20 protein-coding genes are annotated in these 19379 nt (G+C 74.7%); 15 read left to right on the top strand and 5 right to left on the bottom strand.

Annotated features, from left to right (window positions below):
* Nucleotides 1–149: 149 nt before the first annotated feature.
* Nucleotides 150–329, bottom strand: a complete 180-nt coding sequence (locus ACFYXE_RS37190; protein WP_361179640.1) for a hypothetical protein — start codon at nt 327–329, stop codon at nt 150–152.
* 330 nt (nt 330–659) lie between these two features.
* Here ACFYXE_RS37190 and ACFYXE_RS37185 point away from each other — a divergent pair, with 330 nt between their 5' ends.
* The 4 genes from ACFYXE_RS37185 (at nt 660) to ACFYXE_RS37170 (ending at nt 4705) form a co-directional block, all read left to right on the top strand.
* Nucleotides 660–1898, top strand: a complete 1239-nt coding sequence (locus ACFYXE_RS37185) for an NYN domain-containing protein (protein WP_389320658.1) — start codon at nt 660–662, stop codon at nt 1896–1898.
* Between the two features lie 63 nt (nt 1899–1961).
* Nucleotides 1962–2996, top strand: a complete 1035-nt coding sequence (locus tag ACFYXE_RS37180) for an ABC transporter ATP-binding protein (RefSeq protein ID WP_389320647.1) — start codon at nt 1962–1964, stop codon at nt 2994–2996.
* Between the two features lie 73 nt (nt 2997–3069).
* Nucleotides 3070–3894 carry an ABC transporter permease gene (locus ACFYXE_RS37175; RefSeq protein ID WP_389320644.1) on the top strand — a complete coding sequence of 275 codons (825 nt, stop codon included), beginning with the start codon at nt 3070–3072 and terminating at the stop codon, nt 3892–3894.
* Between the two features lie 34 nt (nt 3895–3928).
* Nucleotides 3929–4705: a DUF2567 domain-containing protein gene (locus ACFYXE_RS37170; RefSeq protein WP_389320641.1), complete on the top strand. Its 777-nt coding sequence runs from the start codon at nt 3929–3931 to the stop codon at nt 4703–4705.
* 156 nt (nt 4706–4861) lie between these two features.
* Here ACFYXE_RS37170 and ybaK read toward each other — a convergent pair whose 3' ends face one another.
* The 4 genes from ybaK to ACFYXE_RS37150 all read right to left on the bottom strand — a co-directional run bounded on the left by ybaK (nt 4862) and on the right by ACFYXE_RS37150 (nt 8913).
* Nucleotides 4862–5359, bottom strand: coding sequence for a Cys-tRNA(Pro) deacylase (gene ybaK, locus ACFYXE_RS37165; RefSeq protein WP_389320638.1), 498 nt, complete (start codon nt 5357–5359; stop codon nt 4862–4864).
* A 17-nt stretch (nt 5360–5376) separates the two neighbouring features.
* A complete protein-coding gene (locus ACFYXE_RS37160) occupies nt 5377–6123 on the bottom strand; it encodes an LON peptidase substrate-binding domain-containing protein (RefSeq protein ID WP_389320635.1) in 747 nt (248 codons plus the stop codon).
* A 2-nt stretch (nt 6124–6125) separates the two neighbouring features.
* Nucleotides 6126–7097, bottom strand: coding sequence for a hypothetical protein (locus tag ACFYXE_RS37155; RefSeq protein ID WP_361179674.1), 972 nt, complete (start codon nt 7095–7097; stop codon nt 6126–6128).
* A 190-nt stretch (nt 7098–7287) separates the two neighbouring features.
* The gene (locus ACFYXE_RS37150; protein ID WP_389320632.1) at nt 7288–8913 is read right to left on the bottom strand and encodes an oxidoreductase; all 1626 of its coding nucleotides are present in this window, start codon (nt 8911–8913) and stop codon (nt 7288–7290) included.
* A 110-nt stretch (nt 8914–9023) separates the two neighbouring features.
* Between ACFYXE_RS37150 and hisD the strand changes: the two genes are divergently transcribed.
* The 11 genes from hisD to ACFYXE_RS37095 all read left to right on the top strand — a co-directional run bounded on the left by hisD (nt 9024) and on the right by ACFYXE_RS37095 (nt 19377).
* Nucleotides 9024–10358: a histidinol dehydrogenase gene (hisD, locus tag ACFYXE_RS37145; protein ID WP_361179648.1), complete on the top strand. Its 1335-nt coding sequence runs from the start codon at nt 9024–9026 to the stop codon at nt 10356–10358.
* Complete coding sequence (locus ACFYXE_RS37140; RefSeq protein WP_361179651.1) at nt 10355–11500, top strand: histidinol-phosphate transaminase; 1146 nt, start codon at nt 10355–10357, stop codon at nt 11498–11500. Before hisD ends, ACFYXE_RS37140 begins: the two co-directional genes overlap by 4 nt.
* A complete protein-coding gene (gene hisB / locus ACFYXE_RS37135) occupies nt 11497–12090 on the top strand; it encodes an imidazoleglycerol-phosphate dehydratase HisB (RefSeq protein ID WP_362992372.1) in 594 nt (197 codons plus the stop codon). The genes ACFYXE_RS37140 and hisB overlap by 4 nt, the downstream gene beginning before the upstream one ends.
* 3 nt (nt 12091–12093) lie before the next feature.
* Nucleotides 12094–12258: a hypothetical protein gene (locus ACFYXE_RS37130; RefSeq protein ID WP_055563286.1), complete on the top strand. Its 165-nt coding sequence runs from the start codon at nt 12094–12096 to the stop codon at nt 12256–12258.
* A 17-nt stretch (nt 12259–12275) separates the two neighbouring features.
* On the top strand, nt 12276–12920 hold the full coding sequence (hisH, locus tag ACFYXE_RS37125) for an imidazole glycerol phosphate synthase subunit HisH (protein WP_361179658.1): 645 nt from the start codon (nt 12276–12278) through the stop codon (nt 12918–12920).
* Nucleotides 12917–13642 carry a bifunctional 1-(5-phosphoribosyl)-5-((5-phosphoribosylamino)methylideneamino)imidazole-4-carboxamide isomerase/phosphoribosylanthranilate isomerase PriA gene (gene priA / locus ACFYXE_RS37120; RefSeq protein WP_361179660.1) on the top strand — a complete coding sequence of 242 codons (726 nt, stop codon included), beginning with the start codon at nt 12917–12919 and terminating at the stop codon, nt 13640–13642. Before hisH ends, priA begins: the two co-directional genes overlap by 4 nt.
* The gene (locus tag ACFYXE_RS37115; protein ID WP_389320625.1) at nt 13639–14034 is read left to right on the top strand and encodes a RidA family protein; all 396 of its coding nucleotides are present in this window, start codon (nt 13639–13641) and stop codon (nt 14032–14034) included. Before priA ends, ACFYXE_RS37115 begins: the two co-directional genes overlap by 4 nt.
* Entirely contained in the window at nt 14031–14786 is a 756-nt protein-coding gene (hisF, locus tag ACFYXE_RS37110; protein WP_361179665.1) for an imidazole glycerol phosphate synthase subunit HisF, read from the top strand. Before ACFYXE_RS37115 ends, hisF begins: the two co-directional genes overlap by 4 nt.
* A 253-nt stretch (nt 14787–15039) precedes the next feature.
* Nucleotides 15040–15915 (top strand): alpha/beta hydrolase family protein, encoded by an 876-nt coding sequence (locus ACFYXE_RS37105; RefSeq protein WP_389320654.1) that lies wholly within the window; start codon nt 15040–15042, stop codon nt 15913–15915.
* A gap of 866 nt (nt 15916–16781) precedes the next feature.
* Nucleotides 16782–17984 (top strand): LuxR C-terminal-related transcriptional regulator, encoded by a 1203-nt coding sequence (locus ACFYXE_RS37100; RefSeq protein WP_389320621.1) that lies wholly within the window; start codon nt 16782–16784, stop codon nt 17982–17984.
* Nucleotides 17985–18129: 145 nt separating this feature from the next.
* Complete coding sequence (locus tag ACFYXE_RS37095) at nt 18130–19377, top strand: PucR family transcriptional regulator (RefSeq protein WP_389320618.1); 1248 nt, start codon at nt 18130–18132, stop codon at nt 19375–19377.
* Nucleotides 19378–19379: the final 2 nt, after the last annotated feature.

Below are 19379 nucleotides of genomic sequence, written 5' to 3'. Positions count from 1 at the left end.
CGGGGTCGCCCGGCCGCCCGGGCCCGCGGTGGACACGCGGTTTTGGTTCTGGGCCCCCCACGCGCGCCCGGGCTCCACCGACTCAACCCCCCCTTGGGGGCCCCCCCCGCCCCGGCGGGGGCCGCCCCTCATGTGTGCCCGGACCCGGGTCAGTTGTGGCCGAAGCGGCGCTGGTGCTTACGGGCAACATCGGCAGGGCTGCCCTGGGCCTGCGACTGCAGCGGGGACTGGGCCTCCGACGCCGTCGACTTGGCCTGCTCCTGGGCCTGCTCGGCCTGCGAGGAGCGGTTCTGCTCGCCACCCTGCTTGCGGTTCTTGTTCTTGGCCATGGTGATCTTCCTCCTGAGGGGGATCTGGGGGCCAGGACGCGACCAGATTCACATATGGCGACACAGTGTGCATTTCGGAGAATTACCGTGCGTCATAAGGCCTGTCGGAGAGCGATCCGCCGATACGCCACGCCGAAGATCGAGTTCCGGCCGTTAACCTCCGCCCGGTCGGGCAGACTCGAAGGAAACCCGACGCGGACCCGCACCCCTGATTCGTTGCCCTTCCAGGGTGTCTTCGTGGGCCTTCGAGGGAACGTCCAGAGACCTCCGGGCACTGTTCTGGAACCTCCAGGCACGTCAGGGAACCTCCAGGGAAAGAGGGTGGACCTCGTGGATCGCTGCATCGTCCTGGTGGACGCCGGGTATCTGCTGGGAGCCGCCGCGAGTCTCCTCGCCGGCGAACCCTCCAGGTCCCGGATCACCGTCGATCACGCCGCCCTGATCCAGGGCCTGCGCGAGCGCGCGGAGTCCGACACCGAGCGCCCCCTGCTGCGCATCTACTGGTTCGACGGCGCGCCCGACCGGGTGCCCCAGCCCGAGCACCGCCGGCTGCGCGTCATGCCCCGTGTGACGGTCCGCCTCGGCGCCCTGACCCGCAGCGACGGGCGGTGGGCGCAGAAGGGCGTGGACGCCGCGATGCATGCCGAGCTGACCGAGCTGGCCCGCAACCGCGCCTGCTCCGACGTCGTGCTCGTCACCGGCGACGGCGACCTGCTGCCCGGCATGATGGCCGCCAAGGAGCACGGCGTCGCCGTCCACCTGTGGGCCGTGCAGGCCGCCGACGGCGACTACAACCAGTCCGAGGACCTGGTCGCCGAGGCCGACGAGCGGCGCGTCCTGGACCGCGCCTGGATCACCAAGGCCGTCCGCGCCAAGGAGCTCACCGGCAGCTGCGCGCCGCCGCCCGCCCCGCGCCCCGAGATCGCCGCGATCCTCTCCGCGCCGCTGCCGGAGTCCGCGCTCGCCGCCGCCGCGCAGCACGCCGAGGAGCAGACCCCCGACGGGCACCCCGAGCCGGCCGCCAACGGCCGCCCCGCCGACGAGCACCGCATCCCGCCGGGCAAGGGCGTGCCCACCCCCAAGGACCTGGCGGCCCTGCGCGGCCCCGGCACCCAGGCGGCCCAGCACCCCACCAGCGCGACCCTGCGCTGGTCCTCCGACAAGGGCTGGGTCGAGCGGCCCGGCGGCGCCGCGGAGGGCGCCGAGGCCGCCGCGCTGCCCACCCTCGCCCAGCTGACGACGGCCGAGCAGCGCTGGGCCGACCGCGAGGAGGACATCACCACCGTCGGCGGCGACCCCTTCGAGGTGGGACAGGTGTTCGCACGGCGCTGGATGGCCCGCCTCCCGGAACAGCACAACCTGCAGAAGCTGTCGACGATGTACCCCCGCATCCCGCACCGCATCGACGGGGAGCTCCTGCGCTACGCGGCGCGATTCGGCCTGCTCGCGCACAAGGACGACCAGATCGACGAGCACGACCGCTATGCGATCCGGGCCGGGTTCTGGCGGGAGGTCGACGTGCGGACGGCCGCCGAACACGCGCCCGCGGGGGACCGCGCCGGTGACTGACACCGGACGTACGGGGCGCCCCGGGCGTCGCCCGCACCCGCGGACCCCGTAGGCTCGTCCTTCGTGAGTACGCGCCCGGCACCGGCAGTCCGACAGGGACTCCGTCAGGAACACGGCAACGACGCCGTCTGCGCGGTGCGCGACCTGGTCAAGACCTATCCCGCCGCCCGCGCCCGGCGCGGCAGGCCCGCGACCCCCGAGGTCCGCGCCACCGACGGGATCGGCCTGACGGTCGAGCGCGGCGAGATCTTCGGACTGCTCGGCCCCAACGGCGCCGGCAAGTCCACCCTCGTACGCCAGCTGACCGGGCTGATGAAGCCCGACAGCGGGAGCGTCGAGATCCTCGGCCACGACATCGTGCGCCACCCCGAGCGGGCCGCGCGCATCCTCGCGTACCTGGGCCAGGAGTCCACCGCCCTCGACGAGCTGACCGTGTCGCTCGCCGTGGAGACGACCGGACGGCTGCGCGGCCTCGACGTGCCGCGGGCGCGGGCCGAGCGGGACGCGGTCCTGGCGGAGCTGGGGCTCACCCCGCTGGCCTCGCGGCCGCTGAAGAAGCTCTCCGGCGGCCAGCGCAGGCTCGCCTGCTTCGCCACCGCCCTGGTGGGGGAGCGCCAGCTGCTGGTCCTCGACGAGCCGACGACCGGCATGGACCCCGTCGCACGGCGGGCCGTCTGGGCGGCGATCGACCGGCGGCGCGCCGAGCGCGGCACGACCGTGGTCCTGGTGACGCACAACGTCATCGAGGCCGAGACCGTCCTGGACCGGGTCGCCGTGCTCGACCAGGGCAAGGTCATCGCCTGCGACAGCCCGGCGGGCCTGAAGGAGAAGGTCGCCGACGAGGTCCGGGTGGAACTGGTCTGGCGGGAGCGGGCCCCGCTGAACGTGCCCGAGGTGGCCGCGCTGCGCTCGTTCGCCGTCGAGTCGGGGCGGCGCTGGTCCCTGCGGCTCGCGCCCGACGAGGCGCGGGCGGCCGTGGCGGCGGTGACCGGCGGGGCCGCGTTCGCCGCCCTCGACGACTTCACGCTGGCCACGCCCAGCCTGGAGGACGTGTACCTCGCCCTCGGCGGCAGCGGACGGGGGCTGGTGAAGTCTTGATTTCTCGTGCGGTGCGCAGGAACGCGGTGCGCAGGAACGCGGTGCGCAGCAACGACGACGGAAGGGTTGCCCGGTGAGTGCGGTTCCCCTGGAAGCCACTGTGCGGGCCGATGGCGTCCGCGTGGCGCAGGAGGCGGAAGGCCCCGCTGCCCTCGGGCCGCCGGCGCGGCTCTTTCCCGCGCTCTCGGCCGTCTACCGGGCCCAGCTGTCCCGGGCCCGGGTCGCCCGGATTCCGCTGCTGTTCGTGGCGACCTTCCAGTCCGTCGGGATCATGATCCTGATGCGCGGGGTCGTCGACGGGGGCGGTGAGGCGCGGGCCGTGGTCGCCGGGTCCTCCGTGCTCGTCGTCGCGTTCGTCGCGCTCAACCTGCTCGCGCAGTACTTCGGACAGCTCCGCTCCGACGGGGGCCTCGACCACTACGCGACGCTGCCCGTGCCGCCCGCCGCCGTGGTCCTGGGCGCCGCGGCCGCGTACGCCTCCTTCACCGTCCCCGGCACCTTCGTCACGGCGATCGTCGGGTGTGCGCTCTTCGGGCTGCCGCTCACCCACCTGTGGGTGCTCCTGGCGGTCATCCCGCTGGCCGGCGCCGCGCTCGCCGGGCTCGGGGCCGCCCTCGGCCTGCTGGCGCCCCGGCCCGAACTGGCCACGCTGCTGGGGCAGATGGGCATGTCGGCGGCGCTGCTGCTCGGCGTGCTCCCGGCCGACCGGATGCCGGCGCTGCTGCAGTACGCGCGTGACCTGCTGCCCTCCACGTACGGCGTGGAAGCCTTCGCCCGTACGTTCGGGCCCGATCCGGACTGGGCCGTCGTGGCCCTGGACCTGGCGGTCTGCGCGGGGGTCGGCGTGGCCTCGCTGGCCGTCGCGACCTGGGCGTTCCGCCGGGCGGCCGTCCGGTGACGCGCTCCACAGGGAGTCCTGGCACGATGTGGGGGTGACCGCACCGCTGACACCCTCCCAACCGCCGCACCACCAACCCCCGCACGACCCCTGGCAGGCAGCCGCGCAGCCGTCGGGAGCGACGTCTCCTCACGGACACGAGGAGGACGGTCCCGGCATGAAGACCGAAGTGCGCGAGTCCGCAGTGATCATGGTCGTGGTGGCCGTCAGCGGCATCCTGCTCGGCGCGCTGTGGATGTGGCTCTCCCCGCGCGTCCCGCTCATCTCGGACGGCACGGCGGTCTACCTCAAGGACACCGAGGGCGAGCAGGCGATAGGCGTGGACGGCACGTTCGCGCTGCTGGCACTGGCCTTCGGCCTGGTCAGCGGGGTCGTCGTCTTCCTGCTGCGCCGGCGCGGCGGGATCCCGCTGGTCGTCGGGCTCGCGCTCGGCAGCCTGCTGGGCGCGCTGCTCGGCCTGCAGATCGGCATCTGGCTCGGGCCCGAAACGGACGTCGTCGCGCACGCCAAGTCCGTCGGCAAGGGCGTCGTCTTCGACGCGCCTCTCGAGCTCAAGGCCGTGGGCACGTTGCTGGCCTGGCCGGTGGCCGCGCTGGCCGTGCACCTCGGCCTGACCGCGCTGTTCGGACCGCGGGACCCCGAGCCGTATCCGCACGCGTATCCGGACCCGTACCAGAACCCGTACGGCGGGTCCCACCCCGACGGCCATCCCTACGGCGGGTCCCATTCCGACGGTCACCCCTATGGCGGGTCCCACCCCGACGGCCGCCCCGACGGGACGGGCTCCTGGCCGCCGCCGGGGCAGCCCTGATCTCAGGCGGGACGCCTGCCGTGATTGGCCTTGCGCTTCTTCGCCCGCCACTTGCGCATGCGCGTCTTCTTCGACATGCCCTTGGTACTAGTCCCGTACGGGGCAGGTGTCGAGGGCACTTTCACGTCGTCCGCGGGGCGGGCCGCGCCCGGGGCGTCAGGACCGGCCGATGGGCGCCAGGACCGCGCCGGTGAGCTCCGCCAGGTCGTCCGGCGCGAGCTCCACCTCCAGGCCGCGGCGGCCCGCGGAGACGCAGATCGTGGCGTGCGCCCGCGCCGAGTCGTCCAGGACCGTGCGCAGCCGCTTGCGCTGGCCCAGCGGCGAGATGCCGCCGCGCACATAGCCGGTGGTCCGCTCGGCGGCGGCCGGGTCGGCCAGCACCGCCCGCTTGCCCGCGACCGCGGCGGCCAGCGCCTTCAGGTCCAGGGAGCCCGCCACGGGCACGACCGCCACGGTGAGCTCCCCGTCCACCTCGGCGACCAGCGTCTTGAACACCCGCTCCGGGGAGACGCCCATGGCCTCCGCCGCCTCGTCGCCGTAGGAGGGGTGGGCCGGGTCGTGCTCGTAGGAGTGCACCGTGAAGGCCGTGCCCGCGGCGGTGAGCGCGACCGTCGCCGGGGTGCCCCCGGACTGCTTCTTCTGCTTCTTCGCCAAGGTGCTCGCGCCTTACGTCAGTTGAGGCTGGTCGTGCCGCGGGTGAGGTCCGTCGCGGGCAGGGACGGGAGGTTGCGGATGATCGCGGTCTCCGAGCGCAGCAGTTTCAGCTCGTCGCGCAGCCGCGCCGCGGTGTCCGGCGCCGCCAGGAGCCGCTGCTTGGTCGCGGTGTCCAGGACGGCCGCCGCGGCGACCAGATACGACACGACGGACGGGTCGTCGGGCAGCTCGGCCCCGGTCGACAGCGACCGCTCCCGCGCCCCCGCCAGCCGCTTCTGGTACGAGCGGAAGGCCCGCAGGACGCCTTCGGCCAGCGTGCCTGCGCCCTCGCCCGACTCCTCGGGGACCTCCTCGACCTCGGCGGTCAGGAAGGCGCCGGAGGCGTCCACCGAGTGGATCCGCACCCGGGTCGTGCCCGTCGCGAGGACCTCGAAGCCGCCGTCCTCGCGCTCCCTGATCGTCGCCGCGTCGGCCACGCAGCCCATCGTGTGGAAGGCCTTGAGCGGGTCGTCGCCGAAGCCCGCGGCGGGGCCGTGCTCGGGCAGCGCCGTCTGGTCGGGGAGGCCCGGCGCGCTGGGCGCCACCTCCAGGCCGTCGCGGATCGCGACGACCGCGAACTGACGCTGCTCCTCCTCGGGGGTCTTGAGCAGCTCGCGCATCATGGCGCGATATCGCTCCTCGAAGACGTTCAGCGGCAGCACGAGGCCGGGGAACAGCACCGAGTTGAGCGGGAAGAGCGGAAGCCGGGTGGTCACGACCGGCAAGCCTAATGCTCGCCGGAGGTGCCGCGGTCGCGCGGAGGGCGCAGCGGGGTCCGCGAGGCCACTTCGATGCGCACGCCGTCGCGCAGCTCCAGGAACTGGCCGAGCGGATCGTCGGCCATCCGGTCCCAGGGGAACGAGGTCGCGTAGGGGCCGATCAGGCGCAACTGCTCCAGGGCGTCGTCCCAGCGCTCCAGGCGGATCAGGACGTAGGTGAGGAGGTTGCGGACCTCGGCCGGCCAGGGGTCCCCGGCCGCGTACTCCCGGGAGAGGCCGATGGCGAGGTCGGCCGCCGCGTCCAGGCGCCCGCGCGGCACCTTGCCCGAGGGGCTGGTGAGGTAGGCGAAGGCGGCGCGGGCCGGCAGGACCTGGATCAGTGAGCCGGGCAGCGCGTCCGCCGCCGCGCGCTCGGCGAAGTCGAAGCACTCGCGGTGCGAGCCGTACCAGGCCGCCGACAGGTACTGCAGCGCCGAGGCGTGGCAGCCGTAGTGGTACGAGGAGCGGCGCACCGCCTCCTCCCACAGCCGCTCGAAGAGGGTGTGGGAGGCGTGCGTGCCCCGGGCGTGGTCCAGGGCGATCCGCCAGGGCACCGGGTCGCGCGGGTCGGCCTCGGCGGCGGCGGTGAGCAGCGGGCCCGCCTCGCGCAGCAGCTCGGCGCGGGCCGGGGACTCCCAGCCGCGGACGACGGCGAGCTCGGCCTTGACGAGCAGGGCGTCCGGGTCGTGCGGGGAGGCGCCGAGCCAGTCGTCGAACCACTCGGGGCGGGAGCGGGCGAAGGCGGCGAGGCGGGTGGCGTAGCGGTCGCGGTTCTCCCACTCGGCGGCCTCGCGGGTGGTGGCGAGGACCTTCGACGCCGGGCCGTAGTCACCGCGTCCGGCGGCGACGAGCGCCGGGGCGAGCCGCTCGTCGGGTACGTCGAGGAGCACCTCGTCGTCCGTCGGGAGGCCGGCCGCGAGCCGCGGGGTGTGCCGGACCATGCGGGCGGTACGGATGAAGGCACGCAGCACCGTGCCCTCCTTTGCGCCTGAACCGGCGCCGCTCGCGCGGTCTCGCCGGTCACCTCGTGGTTGTTCGATGGTTGGTCGCAGGGATGACGGTCGTGGGGCGGCGATGGTTGCCCGGCGGCGGGTAACGGTTCGGCCGGGGGCCACCGGTTCCGGCCGTGCGTCAGTTGCGCCGCAGGAGGCGGGTGGCGCCCGCCGCGACCGCCGTGGCGAGGATCCAGCCGAGCAGGACCAGCACGGTGGAGAACCACTGCCAGCCGCCGTTCAGCTGCCAGTAGCTCTCCTGGCCGAGATTGATCACGGGCAGCAGCAGGTCGAGGGAGAACAGGGCGGGGTCCCAGCGCGGGTGCTCGCCCGGGTTGATCGCGGGGTGCTCGGCGCGGGAGAACGCCACCGCGCTGACCGCCCACAGCACGGCCATCCACACCGCGGCCCGGCCGGGGCGGTAGCCGTAGGCCACCGTCCAGTCCTGCGCGTAGCCCCACAGCTTGGCGGCCAGCGGCAGCGTCTCGCGGCGCCTGCGCTGCTTGGCGAGGAGCACCTCCCGCGCGTCGGCGTCCTCGCCGCCGCCGCGCAGGACGGCGGCGAGCCGCTCGTAGGGCTCCGGGTTGTACTCGGCGGTCGCGGCCGCCACCCAGCTCAGCCGCCGGGCGAGCGGGAAGCTGCCCTGCGGCACGAGGTTCTCGTACGTGAAACCGCCCATCTGCAGGCCGCCGGGTCCGGGCCAGCTCGCCGCGCGGTCGATGAGGTTGACGACCTTCACGCCGGACAGCACCACCTTGCCGCGCTGCGGCGCCTCGCCGAGGAAGCGCAGCTCGGGCGTCTGGACGCGGCGCAGCGACAGCTCCTGGTCGTTCTGCAGGGTGAAGCGGGCCTGCGCGAAGTCGATGGCGTCGCCGAAGCGGCCGTCGTCCAGGCGGATGCCGCCCGCGCACTCGAAGCGCTGCACGCGGGTGCCGCGCGCGGGGGTGGTGCCGCTGCTCTGCGGCGGATTGCCGACGGCGGCCGGGGTCAGATAGAGGGTGCGCTCGACGGTCATCTGCGGGGCGTTGAGGGCGTGCCGCCCGTACTGGTTGATCAGCCGGCTGCCGCGCAGGCTGAGCGAGACGCCGACCTTCGCGCCGCGCAGGCTCAGCTCGCCGTGCGACTCCATCAGCTCGGCCTGGAGGTCCTGGCCGACGGTGAGGCCGTCGCCGGTGATGGAGCGGCCGCGCCGGTCGCGGTAGACCACGGCCTGGTTCAGGAGCAGGTCGGTGCCGATGTGCGCGTCGGTCAGGCGGATGCCGTTGTGGATCCGGCAGCGCGGCAGGTGCAGGTCGCCCTCGGTGTGCAGGCGGGCCGCCTCGACGCGCGGGATCGAGCAGTCCACGAGCCGCAGCGTGGCGAAGCGCGCCTCGGGCAGCAGGACCTCCTTCTCGAAGCGGCAGTGCTTCAGCTCCGCGTACGGCACGACCGTGCCGCCCGCGAGGTCCAGGACGTCGGTGATCTGCACGCCCGCCAGCTTCAGGGAGGAGACCCGGCCCGCGAGGGCGGGCGGCCCGTCGAGCAGCAGCCAGCACACGATGCGCGCCCGCACGCTGCGCTCGGGCCCCCAGGGGTGCCCGCCGTGCGGATCGTCGGCCGCGGGATCGCCGGACCTGAGGTCGTAGACGCTGCCGTTGCGGAAGGCCTGCCACATGCCGATCTCCGCGGCGGTCAGGCCGTCCGGCGGATCCCCGGTGCCGGCGTCGTCGACCACTGACTGAGCCCTCCGTCCTGCGCCCGCGCGTCCCTCGTACACCTGTTTCATGCCCGTTGCGTGACCGGCTGAACGCTAGTGGTGAGCGCGGTCTCGCGGGGTTCATATCAGCCAGTGATACGGGCGACCGGAGCCGAAACAAGGTCTGAGAGAATTGGCGTGTGATCTCTCGAATCGATCTGCGCGGCGATGCCCTCACGGACCTTCCGTCCGGGTCCGCCCTGCGCGCCCTGCTGCCCCGTGCCGACTTCGACGTCGCGGCCGCCCTGGAGAAGGTGCGGCCCATCTGCGAGGACGTGCATCATCGTGGCGACGCGGCGCTGATCGAGTACGCGGAGAAGTTCGACGGCGTGCGCCTGACGCAGGTCCGTGTCCCGGCCGCCGCGCTCACCGAGGCCCTCGACGGCCTCGACCCGGCCGTGCGCGCCGCCCTGGAGGAGTCCATCCGCCGCGCCCGTGCCGTCCACCGCGAGCAGCGCCGCGCCCCGCACACCACCCAGGTCGTGCCCGGCGGCTCGGTCACCGAGAAGTGGGTGCCCGTCGAGCGCGTCGGGCTCTACGCCCCCGGCGGCCGCTCGGTCTACCCCTCCTCCGTGATCATGAACGCGGTCCCGGCGCAGGAGGCGGGCGTCGAGTCGATGGCGCTCGCGTCGCCCCCGCAGGCCGACTTCGGCGGGCTGCCGCACCCGACGATCCTCGCCGCCTGCGCGCTCCTCGGCATCGACGAGGTGTACGCGGTCGGCGGCGCCCAGGCCGTCGCGATGTTCGCCCACGGCACCGAGAGCTGCGCCCCCGCCAACATGGTCACCGGCCCCGGCAACATCTGGGTCGCCGCCGCCAAGCGCTACTTCACCGGGCGCATCGGCATCGACACCGAGGCGGGCCCCACCGAGATCGCCGTCCTCGCCGACGACACCGCCGACCCGGTGCACGTCGCGTCCGACCTGATCAGCCAGGCCGAGCACGACCCGCTCGCGGCCGCCGTCCTGGTCACGGACTCCGTGGCCCTCGCGGACGCGGTCGCCAAGGAGCTGGAGCCGCAGGTCGCCGCGTCCAAGCACGTCGAGGACCGGATCGCCCCCGCGCTCGCCGGCCGCCAGTCCGCGATCGTCCTGGTCGACGGCCTGGCGGAGGGCCTGCGGGTCGTCGACGCGTACGGCGCCGAGCACCTGGAGATCCAGACCGCCGACGCCACCGCCGTCGCCGACCGGGTGCGCAACGCCGGCGCGATCTTCGTCGGCCCCTGGGCGCCGGTCTCCCTGGGCGACTACTGCGCGGGCTCCAACCACGTCCTGCCGACCGGCGGCTGCGCCTGCCACTCCTCGGGCCTGTCCGTGCAGTCCTTCCTGCGCGGCATCCACATCGTGGACTACTCGCGCGACGCCCTCGCCGACGTCGCCCACCACGTCGTGACGCTCGCCGAGGCGGAGGACCTGCCCGCGCACGGCGCGGCGATCAAGGCCCGGTTCGGGTGGAAGGTGCCGGAGAGCAAGTGACGCACAACGCCCCCGCGTCCCCCTGGGACGCACTCCCCATCCGGGACGAACTGCGCGGCAAGTCGCCCTACGGCGCTCCCCAGCTCGACGTCCCCGTACGCCTGAACACCAACGAGAACCCCTACCCGCTGCCGGACGCGCTGGTCGACCGGATCGCCGAGCGCGTGCGCGCGGCCGCCCGCGACCTCAACCGCTACCCCGACCGGGACGCCGTCGAGCTGCGCACCGAGCTCGCCCGCTACCTCACCCGCACCGGCGGCCACGAGGTCACCCGCGCCCACGTCTGGGCGGCCAACGGCTCGAACGAAGTCATCCAGCAGCTCCTGCAGACCTTCGGCGGCCCCGGCCGCACGGCCATCGGCTTCGAGCCGTCGTACTCGATGCACGGCCTCATCGCCCGCGGCACCGGCACCGGCTGGATCTCCGGACCCCGCCACGACGACTTCACCATCGACGTGGCCGCCGCCACCCGGGCCATCGCCGAGCACCGCCCCGACGTCGTCTTCATCACCACGCCCAACAACCCCACGGGCAACGCGGTCGGCGCCGAGGCGGTCCTCGCCCTGTACGACGCCGCGCAGGCCGCCAGGGCCGCCACCGCCGGCGCGCTCGTCGTGGTCGACGAGGCGTACGTCGAGTTCAGCCACGGCGCCTCGCTGCTCCCGCTGATCGAGGGCCGGCCCAACCTGGTCGTCTCGCGCACCATGTCGAAGGCGTTCGGCGCGGCGGGACTGCGCCTCGGCTATCTCGCCGCCGACCCGGCGGTGGTCGACGCGGTGCAGCTCGTCCGCCTGCCGTACCACCTGTCGGCCGTCACCCAGGCCACCGCGCTGGCCGCCCTGGAGCACACCGACACCCTCCTCGGCTACGTCGAGCAGCTCAAGGCCGAGCGGGACCGCCTGGTCACCGAGCTGCGCGCGATGGGCTACGAGGTGACCGACTCCGACGCCAACTTCGTGCAGTTCGGCCGATTCACCGGAGAGGGCGCCGCGCACGCCGTGTGGCAGCGGATCCTCGACCGGGGCGTCCTGGTCCGGGACAACGGAGTGCCGGGCTGGCTCCGGGTCTCCACCGGAACCCCCGCAGAAAACGACGCGTTCCTCGATGCGGTACGCGAACTGAAGAAGGAGCAGAGCGCATGAGCCGCGTAGGACGGGTCCAGAGAACGACCAAGGAGACGTCGGTCCTCGTCGAGATCGACCTCGACGGCACCGGCAAGGTCGACGTGTCGACCGGGGTCGGCTTCTACGACCACATGCTCGACCAGCTCGGCCGCCACGGCCTCTTCGACCTGACGGTCAAGACCGAGGGCGACCTGCACATCGACTCGCACCACACCATCGAGGACACCGCCCTCGCGCTCGGCGCCGCCTTCAAGCAGGCCCTCGGCGACAAGGTCGGCATCTACCGCTTCGGCAACTGCACCGTGCCGCTGGACGAGTCGCTGGCCCAGGTGACCGTCGACCTCTCCGGCCGCCCCTACCTCGTGCACACCGAGCCCGAGAAGATGGCGCCGATGATCGGCGAGTACGACACGACGATGACCCGGCACATCCTGGAGTCCTTCGTCGCGCAGGCGCAGATCGCCCTGCACGTGCACGTCCCCTACGGCCGCAACGCCCACCACATCGTGGAGTGCCAGTTCAAGGCGCTGGCCCGCGCGCTGCGCTACGCCAGCGAGCGCGACCCGCGCGCGGCCGGCATCCTGCCCTCCACGAAGGGCGCGCTGTAACCCATGACCGGCCTCAACACCATCCTCATCGTCGTCGGTCTCTTCCTGATCGGCGGCATCATCTCCTTCGTCAAGCAGGGCATGCCGAAGAGCCTGATCACGCTGCTCTCCATCGGCGCCGCGATGTGCCTGGCCGCGGGCATCCTGCGGCTCGACTACTGGAACTGACGGGAGGCGTACGCGAGATGAGCACCCCCCGCAAGAAGGTCGTCGTCTTCGACTACGGCTTCGGCAACATCCGCTCCGCCGAGCGCGCCCTGGCGCGCGCCGGGGCCGACGTCGAGACAACGCGCGACTACGACACCGCGATGAACGCCGACGGCCTGCTCGTGCCCGGCGTCGGCGCCTTCGCCGCCTGCATGCGCGGTCTGACCCAGGCGCGCGGCGACTGGATCGTCGGACGCCGCCTGGCCGGCGGCCGCCCGGTGATGGGCATCTGCGTCGGCATGCAGATCCTCTTCGCCCGCGGCATCGAGCACGGCGTGGAGACCGAGGGCCTGGACGAGTGGCCCGGCACGGTCGAGCCGCTGAAGGCCGACATCGTCCCGCACATGGGCTGGAACACGGTGCGGGCCTCGGCCGGGTCCCCGCTCTTCAAGGGCCTGGACGACGACGCGCGCTTCTACTTCGTGCACTCCTACGCCGTGCACGACTGGTCCCTCGAAGTCGTCAACCCGGTGATGCGCGCCCCGTACGTGCACTGGTCCACGCACGGCGAGCCCTTCGTGGCGGCCGTCGAGAACGGCGCGCTGAGCGCCACCCAGTTCCACCCCGAGAAGTCCGGCGACGCCGGCGCCCAGCTCCTCACCAACTGGATCGGAACCCTGTGAGCATCCTCGAACTCCTTCCCGCCGTCGACGTCCGCGACGGCCAGGCCGTACGCCTCGTCCACGGCGAGTCCGGCTCGGAGACCTCCTACGGCTCCCCGCTGGAGGCGGCCCTCTCCTGGCAGCGGTCCGGCGCCGAGTGGCTGCACCTGGTCGACCTGGACGCGGCGTTCGGCACCGGCGACAACCGCGCCCTGATCGCCGAGGTCGCGGGCGCCATGGACATCAAGGTCGAACTGTCCGGCGGCATCCGCGACGACGACACCCTCGCCGCGGCCCTCGCCACCGGCTGCACCCGCGTCAACCTCGGCACCGCGGCCCTGGAGACCCCGGAGTGGGTCGCCAAGGTCATCGCCGAGCACGGCGACAAGATCGCCGTCGGCCTCGACGTGCGCGGCACCACGCTGCGCGGCCGCGGCTGGACCCGCGACGGCGGCGACCTCTACGAGACCCTGGAGCGCCTCGACGCCGAGGGCTGCGCGCGCTACGTGGTCACCGACATCGCCAAGGACGGCACGCTGCAGGGCCCCAACCTGGAGCTCCTGAAGAACGTCTGCGCGGTCACCGACCGCCCCGTGGTCGCCTCCGGCGGCGTCAGCAGCCTGGACGACCTGCGGGCCATCGCCGAGCTCGTCCCGCAGGGCGTCGAGGGCTCGATCGTCGGCAAGGCGCTCTACGCCAAGGCGTTCACGCTGGAGGAAGCACTGGAGGCCGTGGCGCGATGAGCGGCGTACGACGAGTGCAGAGCGGCAGCCCCTGGGAGGAGGCCTTCGGCTTCGCCCGCGCGGTCGCCGCGGGCGACCGGGTCGTGGTCGGCGGCACCACGTCCTTCAAGGGCGACGTCCTGTACGGCGAGGGCGACCCCTACGAGCAGGCGCGGGTCGCCATGGCCAACGCCCTGGAGGCGATCGCCGGGTTCGGGCTCGGCGCCGACGCGGTGATCCGCACCCGGATGTTTTTGACCCACGCGCGGGACGCCGACGCGGTGGGCCGGGCGCACCAGGAGGTCTTCGGCGCCGCGCGCCCGGTGACGACCCTGGCCGTCGTCTCCGGCTTCGTCGACCCGCGCATCCTGGTCGAAGTGGAACTGGAAGCCTTCCGAGGAGCCGGCGCATGACGCTCGCGGTACGCGTGATCCCCTGCCTCGACGTGGACAACGGCCGCGTCGTGAAGGGCGTCAACTTCCAGAACCTGCGCGACGCGGGCGACCCCGTCGAGATGGCCAAGGTGTACGACGCCGAGGGCGCCGACGAGCTCACCTTCCTGGACATCACGGCGTCCTCCGGCAACCGCGAGACGACGTACGACGTGGTCCGCCGCACCGCCGAGCAGGTCTTCATCCCGCTCACGGTCGGCGGTGGCGTGCGCACCGCGGAGGACGTCGACAAGCTGCTGCGCGCGGGCGCGGACAAGGTCGGCGTGAACACCGCGGCCATCGCCCGCCCGGACCTGATCCGGGAGATCGCCGAGCGCTTCGGCCGCCAGGTCCTCGTGCTGTCCGTCGACGCGCGGCGCACCGAGGCGGGCTCGTTCGAGGTCACGACGCACGGCGGGCGCCGCTCCGCCGGGCTCGACGCGGTCGAGTGGGCGCACCGGGCCGCCGATCTCGGCGCGGGCGAGATCCTGCTCAACTCGATGGACGCGGACGGCACGAAGGACGGCTACGACATCGAGATGATCGAGGCCGTCCGCAAGCACGTGTCCGTGCCGGTGATCGCGTCGGGCGGCGCGGGCCGCCTGGAGCACTTCGCGCCGGCCGTCGCGGCGGGCGCGGACGCGGTGCTCGCCGCGTCCGTCTTCCACTTCGGCGATCTGCGGATCGGCGAGGTGAAGGGCTCGCTGCGCGGGGCGGGGTATCCGGTGCGGTAGCGCGTCCGCCGGGTCGGGCGGAGGGGGCTGCTCGGCCGGTGGGTTGCCGGGGGCGGGTCCTTCGCGGCCGGCCGCGCAGTTCCCCGCGCCCCTGAACGGCCGCGGCTTCGCCGCGGCCCCGGGTTTCTCGTGAGGCCGGTGATTTCGCCGATGCGCGGGGCCCCGGATGCCCGCACCGTGGTCGCTGTCAGCGACCACGGTGGCGCTCCGGGACGGGCGCCGCCCTCCCCGAGAGGAACGCATCGTGCTGAAGATGCGAACCCGCCTGATCCGTACGGGACTTGCCACGCTCCTGGCCGTCGGCGGCCTGGTGACCTCGCAGTCCGTGGCCGCGCGGGCCGCCGACAACCCCTACGAGCGCGGCCCCGCCCCGACGCAGTCGAGCATCGAGGCCGCACGCGGCCCGTACGCCGTCTCCCGGACCACCGTGTCCGCCCTGAGCGTGAGCGGGTTCGGCGGCGGCACCATCTACTACCCGACGTCCACGGCCGACGGCACGTTCGGCGCCGTCGCCATCTCCCCGGGCTACACCGCCTCCCAGTCGTCCATCGCCTGGCTCGGCCCGCGCCTGGCCTCGCAGGGCTTCGTCGTCTTCACCATCGACACCACCACGACACTGGACCAGCCGGACAGCCGGGGCCGTCAACTCCTCGCCGCCCTCGACCACCTGACGCAGCGCAGCGCCGTGCGCGGGCGTATCGACGCGAACCGGCTCGGTGTGATGGGGCACTCCATGGGCGGTGGCGGCACCCTCGAAGCGGCCAGGAGCAGGCCTTCGTTGCGGGCCGCGATCCCGCTCACCGGCTGGAACCTCGACAAGAGCTGGCCCGAGCTGAGGACGCCGACCCTGGTCGTCGGGGCCGACGGCGACACCGTCGCACCCGTCGCCACGCACTCCGAGCCGTTCTACGAGAGCCTGCCGGGCACGCTCGACAAGGCGTACCTGGAGCTGAACGGCGCCACGCACTTCACGCCGAACTCGTCCGACACGACGATCGCGAAGTACAGCCTGTCGTGGCTGAAGCGGTTCGTCGACGACGACACCCGCTACGAGCAGTTCCTGTGCCCGCTGCCCCGGCCGGGCCTGACCATCGAGGAGTACCGCGGCAACTGCCCGCACGGATCGTGACGTCGCCGCGTCGCGCGGCCGCTGTGCGGGGCCACAGAGTCCCGGGGCGCCGGCTGGGTTCCTGCCCAGTCGGCGCCCCGCACGCGGTGGTCCGCGCCTACCGTGACGCGGGTGACCGGGATGAGCGTCCTGCTGCTGACCGCCGCCGCGTACGAGAGCGACCCCGAGGGGCCGGGTCCGGCTGCCGGGCCCGTGCTGCGGGCCGCCGCGCGGGCCGGGCTCGGCGCGGCCGCCCTGGACCGTGCCGAGCGCGCGGGACTGGGCCGCGCCCCCGGTGGCGGCCTGCACCTGCCGGAGCGGCGGGCGGTCTACGCGGCGGCCCCGCCCGCCGTGCGCAGGGCGGCCCACCGGCTGCTCGCGGCGCAGGTGCCGGGCGGTCCCGCGCACCTGCTGCACCGGACGCTCGGGTCGGCCTGCCCGGGGGCGCGGGCCGGGGACGCACTGGCCGCCGCCGCGCAGGACCCGGCGGCCCCGCACGGCGAGCGCGGCGCGGCCCTCGCGCACGCGGCGGCGCTGAGCGCGGACCCGGCGGTGCGCGCCGGGCGGCTGGTGGCCGCGGCGGACCACGCCCGGCTCGCGGGCCGCCCGGAGCGGGCCCGCGAACTGCTGTCCCAGGCCCGGCAGGTGCCCCTTCCAGGGTCGGTGCGGGGCCGCGCCGAGCGCGTCCACGGCCTGCTGGCCCTGCGCGACGGGCCGGTCGCCGACGCGCGGGAGTCGCTCCTCCTGGCGGCCCGCCTGTGCGCGCCGGACGACGCGCCCGGCCTGCGCCTCGCGGCGGCGGAGGCCTGCTGGGCGCTGGGGGACGCACAGGCGTACCGGGAGGCGGTGGGGGAGGGGCCGACGCGGTCCGTGACTACGGCGCCGGGATGTCCGCCGCGCTCGGCGGCAGGACCGCGGCCGGGCGCGCCGCGCTGCTGCGGGTGGCCGCGGGCCCCGGCGGGGACGGGGAGCCGGACGCGCCGGCCAGGTCCTGTGCCGCCGCGCTGGTCGCCGGGGACCCGGCGGCCGCGTGCCGCCTGGGGAGCCGGGCCCTCGCCGCGGCCCGCGCCGGCGGGGTCGCCGCGCTGCCGCGCGCCCTGGAGCTGCTCGCGTACGGCGAGCTGCGGGCCGGTCGGCACGCGCGGGCCAGGGCGCACGCCGAGGAGGGCGTCCGGGCCGCGCACGCCGCGGGGCAGCGCAACCTGCTCGCCCACCACCACGCGGTCCTCGCCCTGGTCGCCTCCCTGGACCGCGACGCGGCCGCCGTCGCCTGCCACGCCGGGGCCGCACAGGAGATCGCCGACCGGCACGGCCTCGCCCAGGCGGCCACGCTCGCCCAGTGGGCGCTGGCCCGCGCCGACCTGGCGCGCGGCAGGCCGGCCGAGGCGGCGGCCCGGCTCGGCCCGCTCGTCGGCACCGGGCCCCGGCGCGGGCACTTCGCGGTGCGGATGCTCGCCGTGCCGTGCTTCGTGGAGGCGGCCGTGGGCGCGGGGGAGCCCGGGGCGGCCCGCGCCGCCGTCGCGGAGTTCGCCGAGTGGGCGGCGCGGGGGCTCGATCCGCAGGCACCGGCGCAACTCGCCCGCTGCCGGGCGATGCTGCTGTCCGCGGGGGACGACCGGCCCGCGGTGGAGGCGCGCTACGCCGAGGCGCTGGCCCGCCACGACCGCGCCGGCGGCGACTTCGAGCGGGCCCGCACGGCGGCCCTCTACGGCAGGTGGCTGCGCCGCGCCCGCAGGACGGCCGCCGCCCGCGCGCTGCTGCGCGACGCGCTGGTCGCCTTCGAGCGGTGCGGTGCCGCCGTCTGGGCCGCCCGGGCGGCGGCCGAGCTGCGCGCCACGGGGGCCGCCGGTACGGCCCTGCCCGGCGGTGTGCCGCCGGGCAGGCTGGCCGAGCTGACGCCGCAGCAACTGCGCATCGCGCGCTGCGTCGCCGAGGGCGCGACCAACCGCGAGGTCGCGAGCCGCCTCTCGGTCAGCCCCCGCACCGTCGACCACCACCTGCGCAACGTCTTCGCGCGGCTCGGCGTCCGCTCCCGGCTGGAGCTGGCCCGCCTGGTCGACCACGCGGAACGCACGCCGACGGCCTCCTGAACGGCCCCCGGTCCGCTCCTCCCCGCGCCCCGCCGCCCGCCCGGTTCTGCCCGAAGGCTGGAGACCGACCAGACGGTATGCCATTCTTCGGGCGCCGGGACGGGGAGCTCGCGTCCCGGCGGCAGCCGACCCGTGGAGGACCGTGATGTCCGCGCACCTGGTACGTCCCCGCTCCCGTTCCCGGACCGGCGGTGCCCCCGCGGGGCCCGACGCGGTCGCCGTCCTGCGCCGCGCCGCCCTGCCGCTCCTCGAACGGCTCCCCGAGCTCACCGACCGGCTGCTTGCGGAGCTGCGGGAGCAGGAGCCCGCCTACCGGGCCGCGATCGAGGCGGACTGCCCCGACGTGCGCCGGGAGGTCCAGCGGTCCCTGGGACACAGCGTCGCCTCCCTCCTGGACCCCGCGCGCTCCCGCGAGGCCGCCCGCGCCTGCTCGGCGCGGATCGGCGCCGAACGCGCGGCCCGCGGCACCCCGCTGGACGCCCTGCTGCACGCCTTCCGGCTCGGCGGCTCACTGGTCTGGCAGGCGCTCGTCGACGAGGTGACCGGCCGCAGCCCCGAGGACGCGCGGCTGCTCGTCCATCTGGCCGCCGACGTCTGGGACTTCGTCGACGAGCACTGCATCTGCGTGGCCGAGGCCTACCGGCGCGCCGAGCGCGAACTGACCTGGCGCCGCGAGAACCGGCGCCGCCTGCTCGCCGCGGCCCTCCTGGCCGGCGCGACCCGCATCGCCGAACTGCCCGACGTCGCCGCCGCGCTCGGGCTGCCCGAACGCGGCCGGTACGCCGTGGTGCTCGTCGCGGGCGGGCGCGGGGTCCCGCCCGCGCTGCCGGGCGGCCTGCGCGCCGTGTGGCACGGCGGCCCGCACGCCGAGCACGGCATCGTCGCGCTCGACGACCTGGGCGACCGCGACGGCCTCGGCATCGCCCACCTCGCCGCCGTGTTCCGGGACATGACGGACCGTACGGCGGGCGCACGCGTCGGCATCAGCCCCGCCGTCGACGGGCTTGCCGCGGTCGGCGGGGCCCGCGGGCTCGCCGAGACCGCCCTGCGCATCTGCCCCGCGCGCGGCGGCACCGTGCTCCTGGCGGAGGAACTGCCCGCGGCGCTCGTCGCGGCCGCCCCCGCGCTCGGCGGCCTGCTCGCCGACCGGGTCCTCGGCCCGCTGCTCGCCCTGCCGCCCGCCGACCGGGCCCTGCTGCTCGACACGCTCACGGCGTGGCTGGAGTGCGAAGGATCGGCGCAGCGGGCCGCCGCCCGCCTCTACTGCCACCGCAACACGGTGCTCAACCGCCTCCGCCGCTGCGAGCAGCTCACCGGCCGCGGCCTCACCCGCCCCACCGACCTCGTGGAACTGACCCTGGCCCTGACGGCCCACCGGCTCCAGCACGCCTGAGA

This window comes from Streptomyces sp. NPDC002564, assembly GCF_042889645.1.
GTDB lineage: Bacteria > Actinomycetota > Actinomycetes > Streptomycetales > Streptomycetaceae > Streptomyces.
This window is presented reverse-complemented; position numbering and strand designations above follow the sequence as displayed.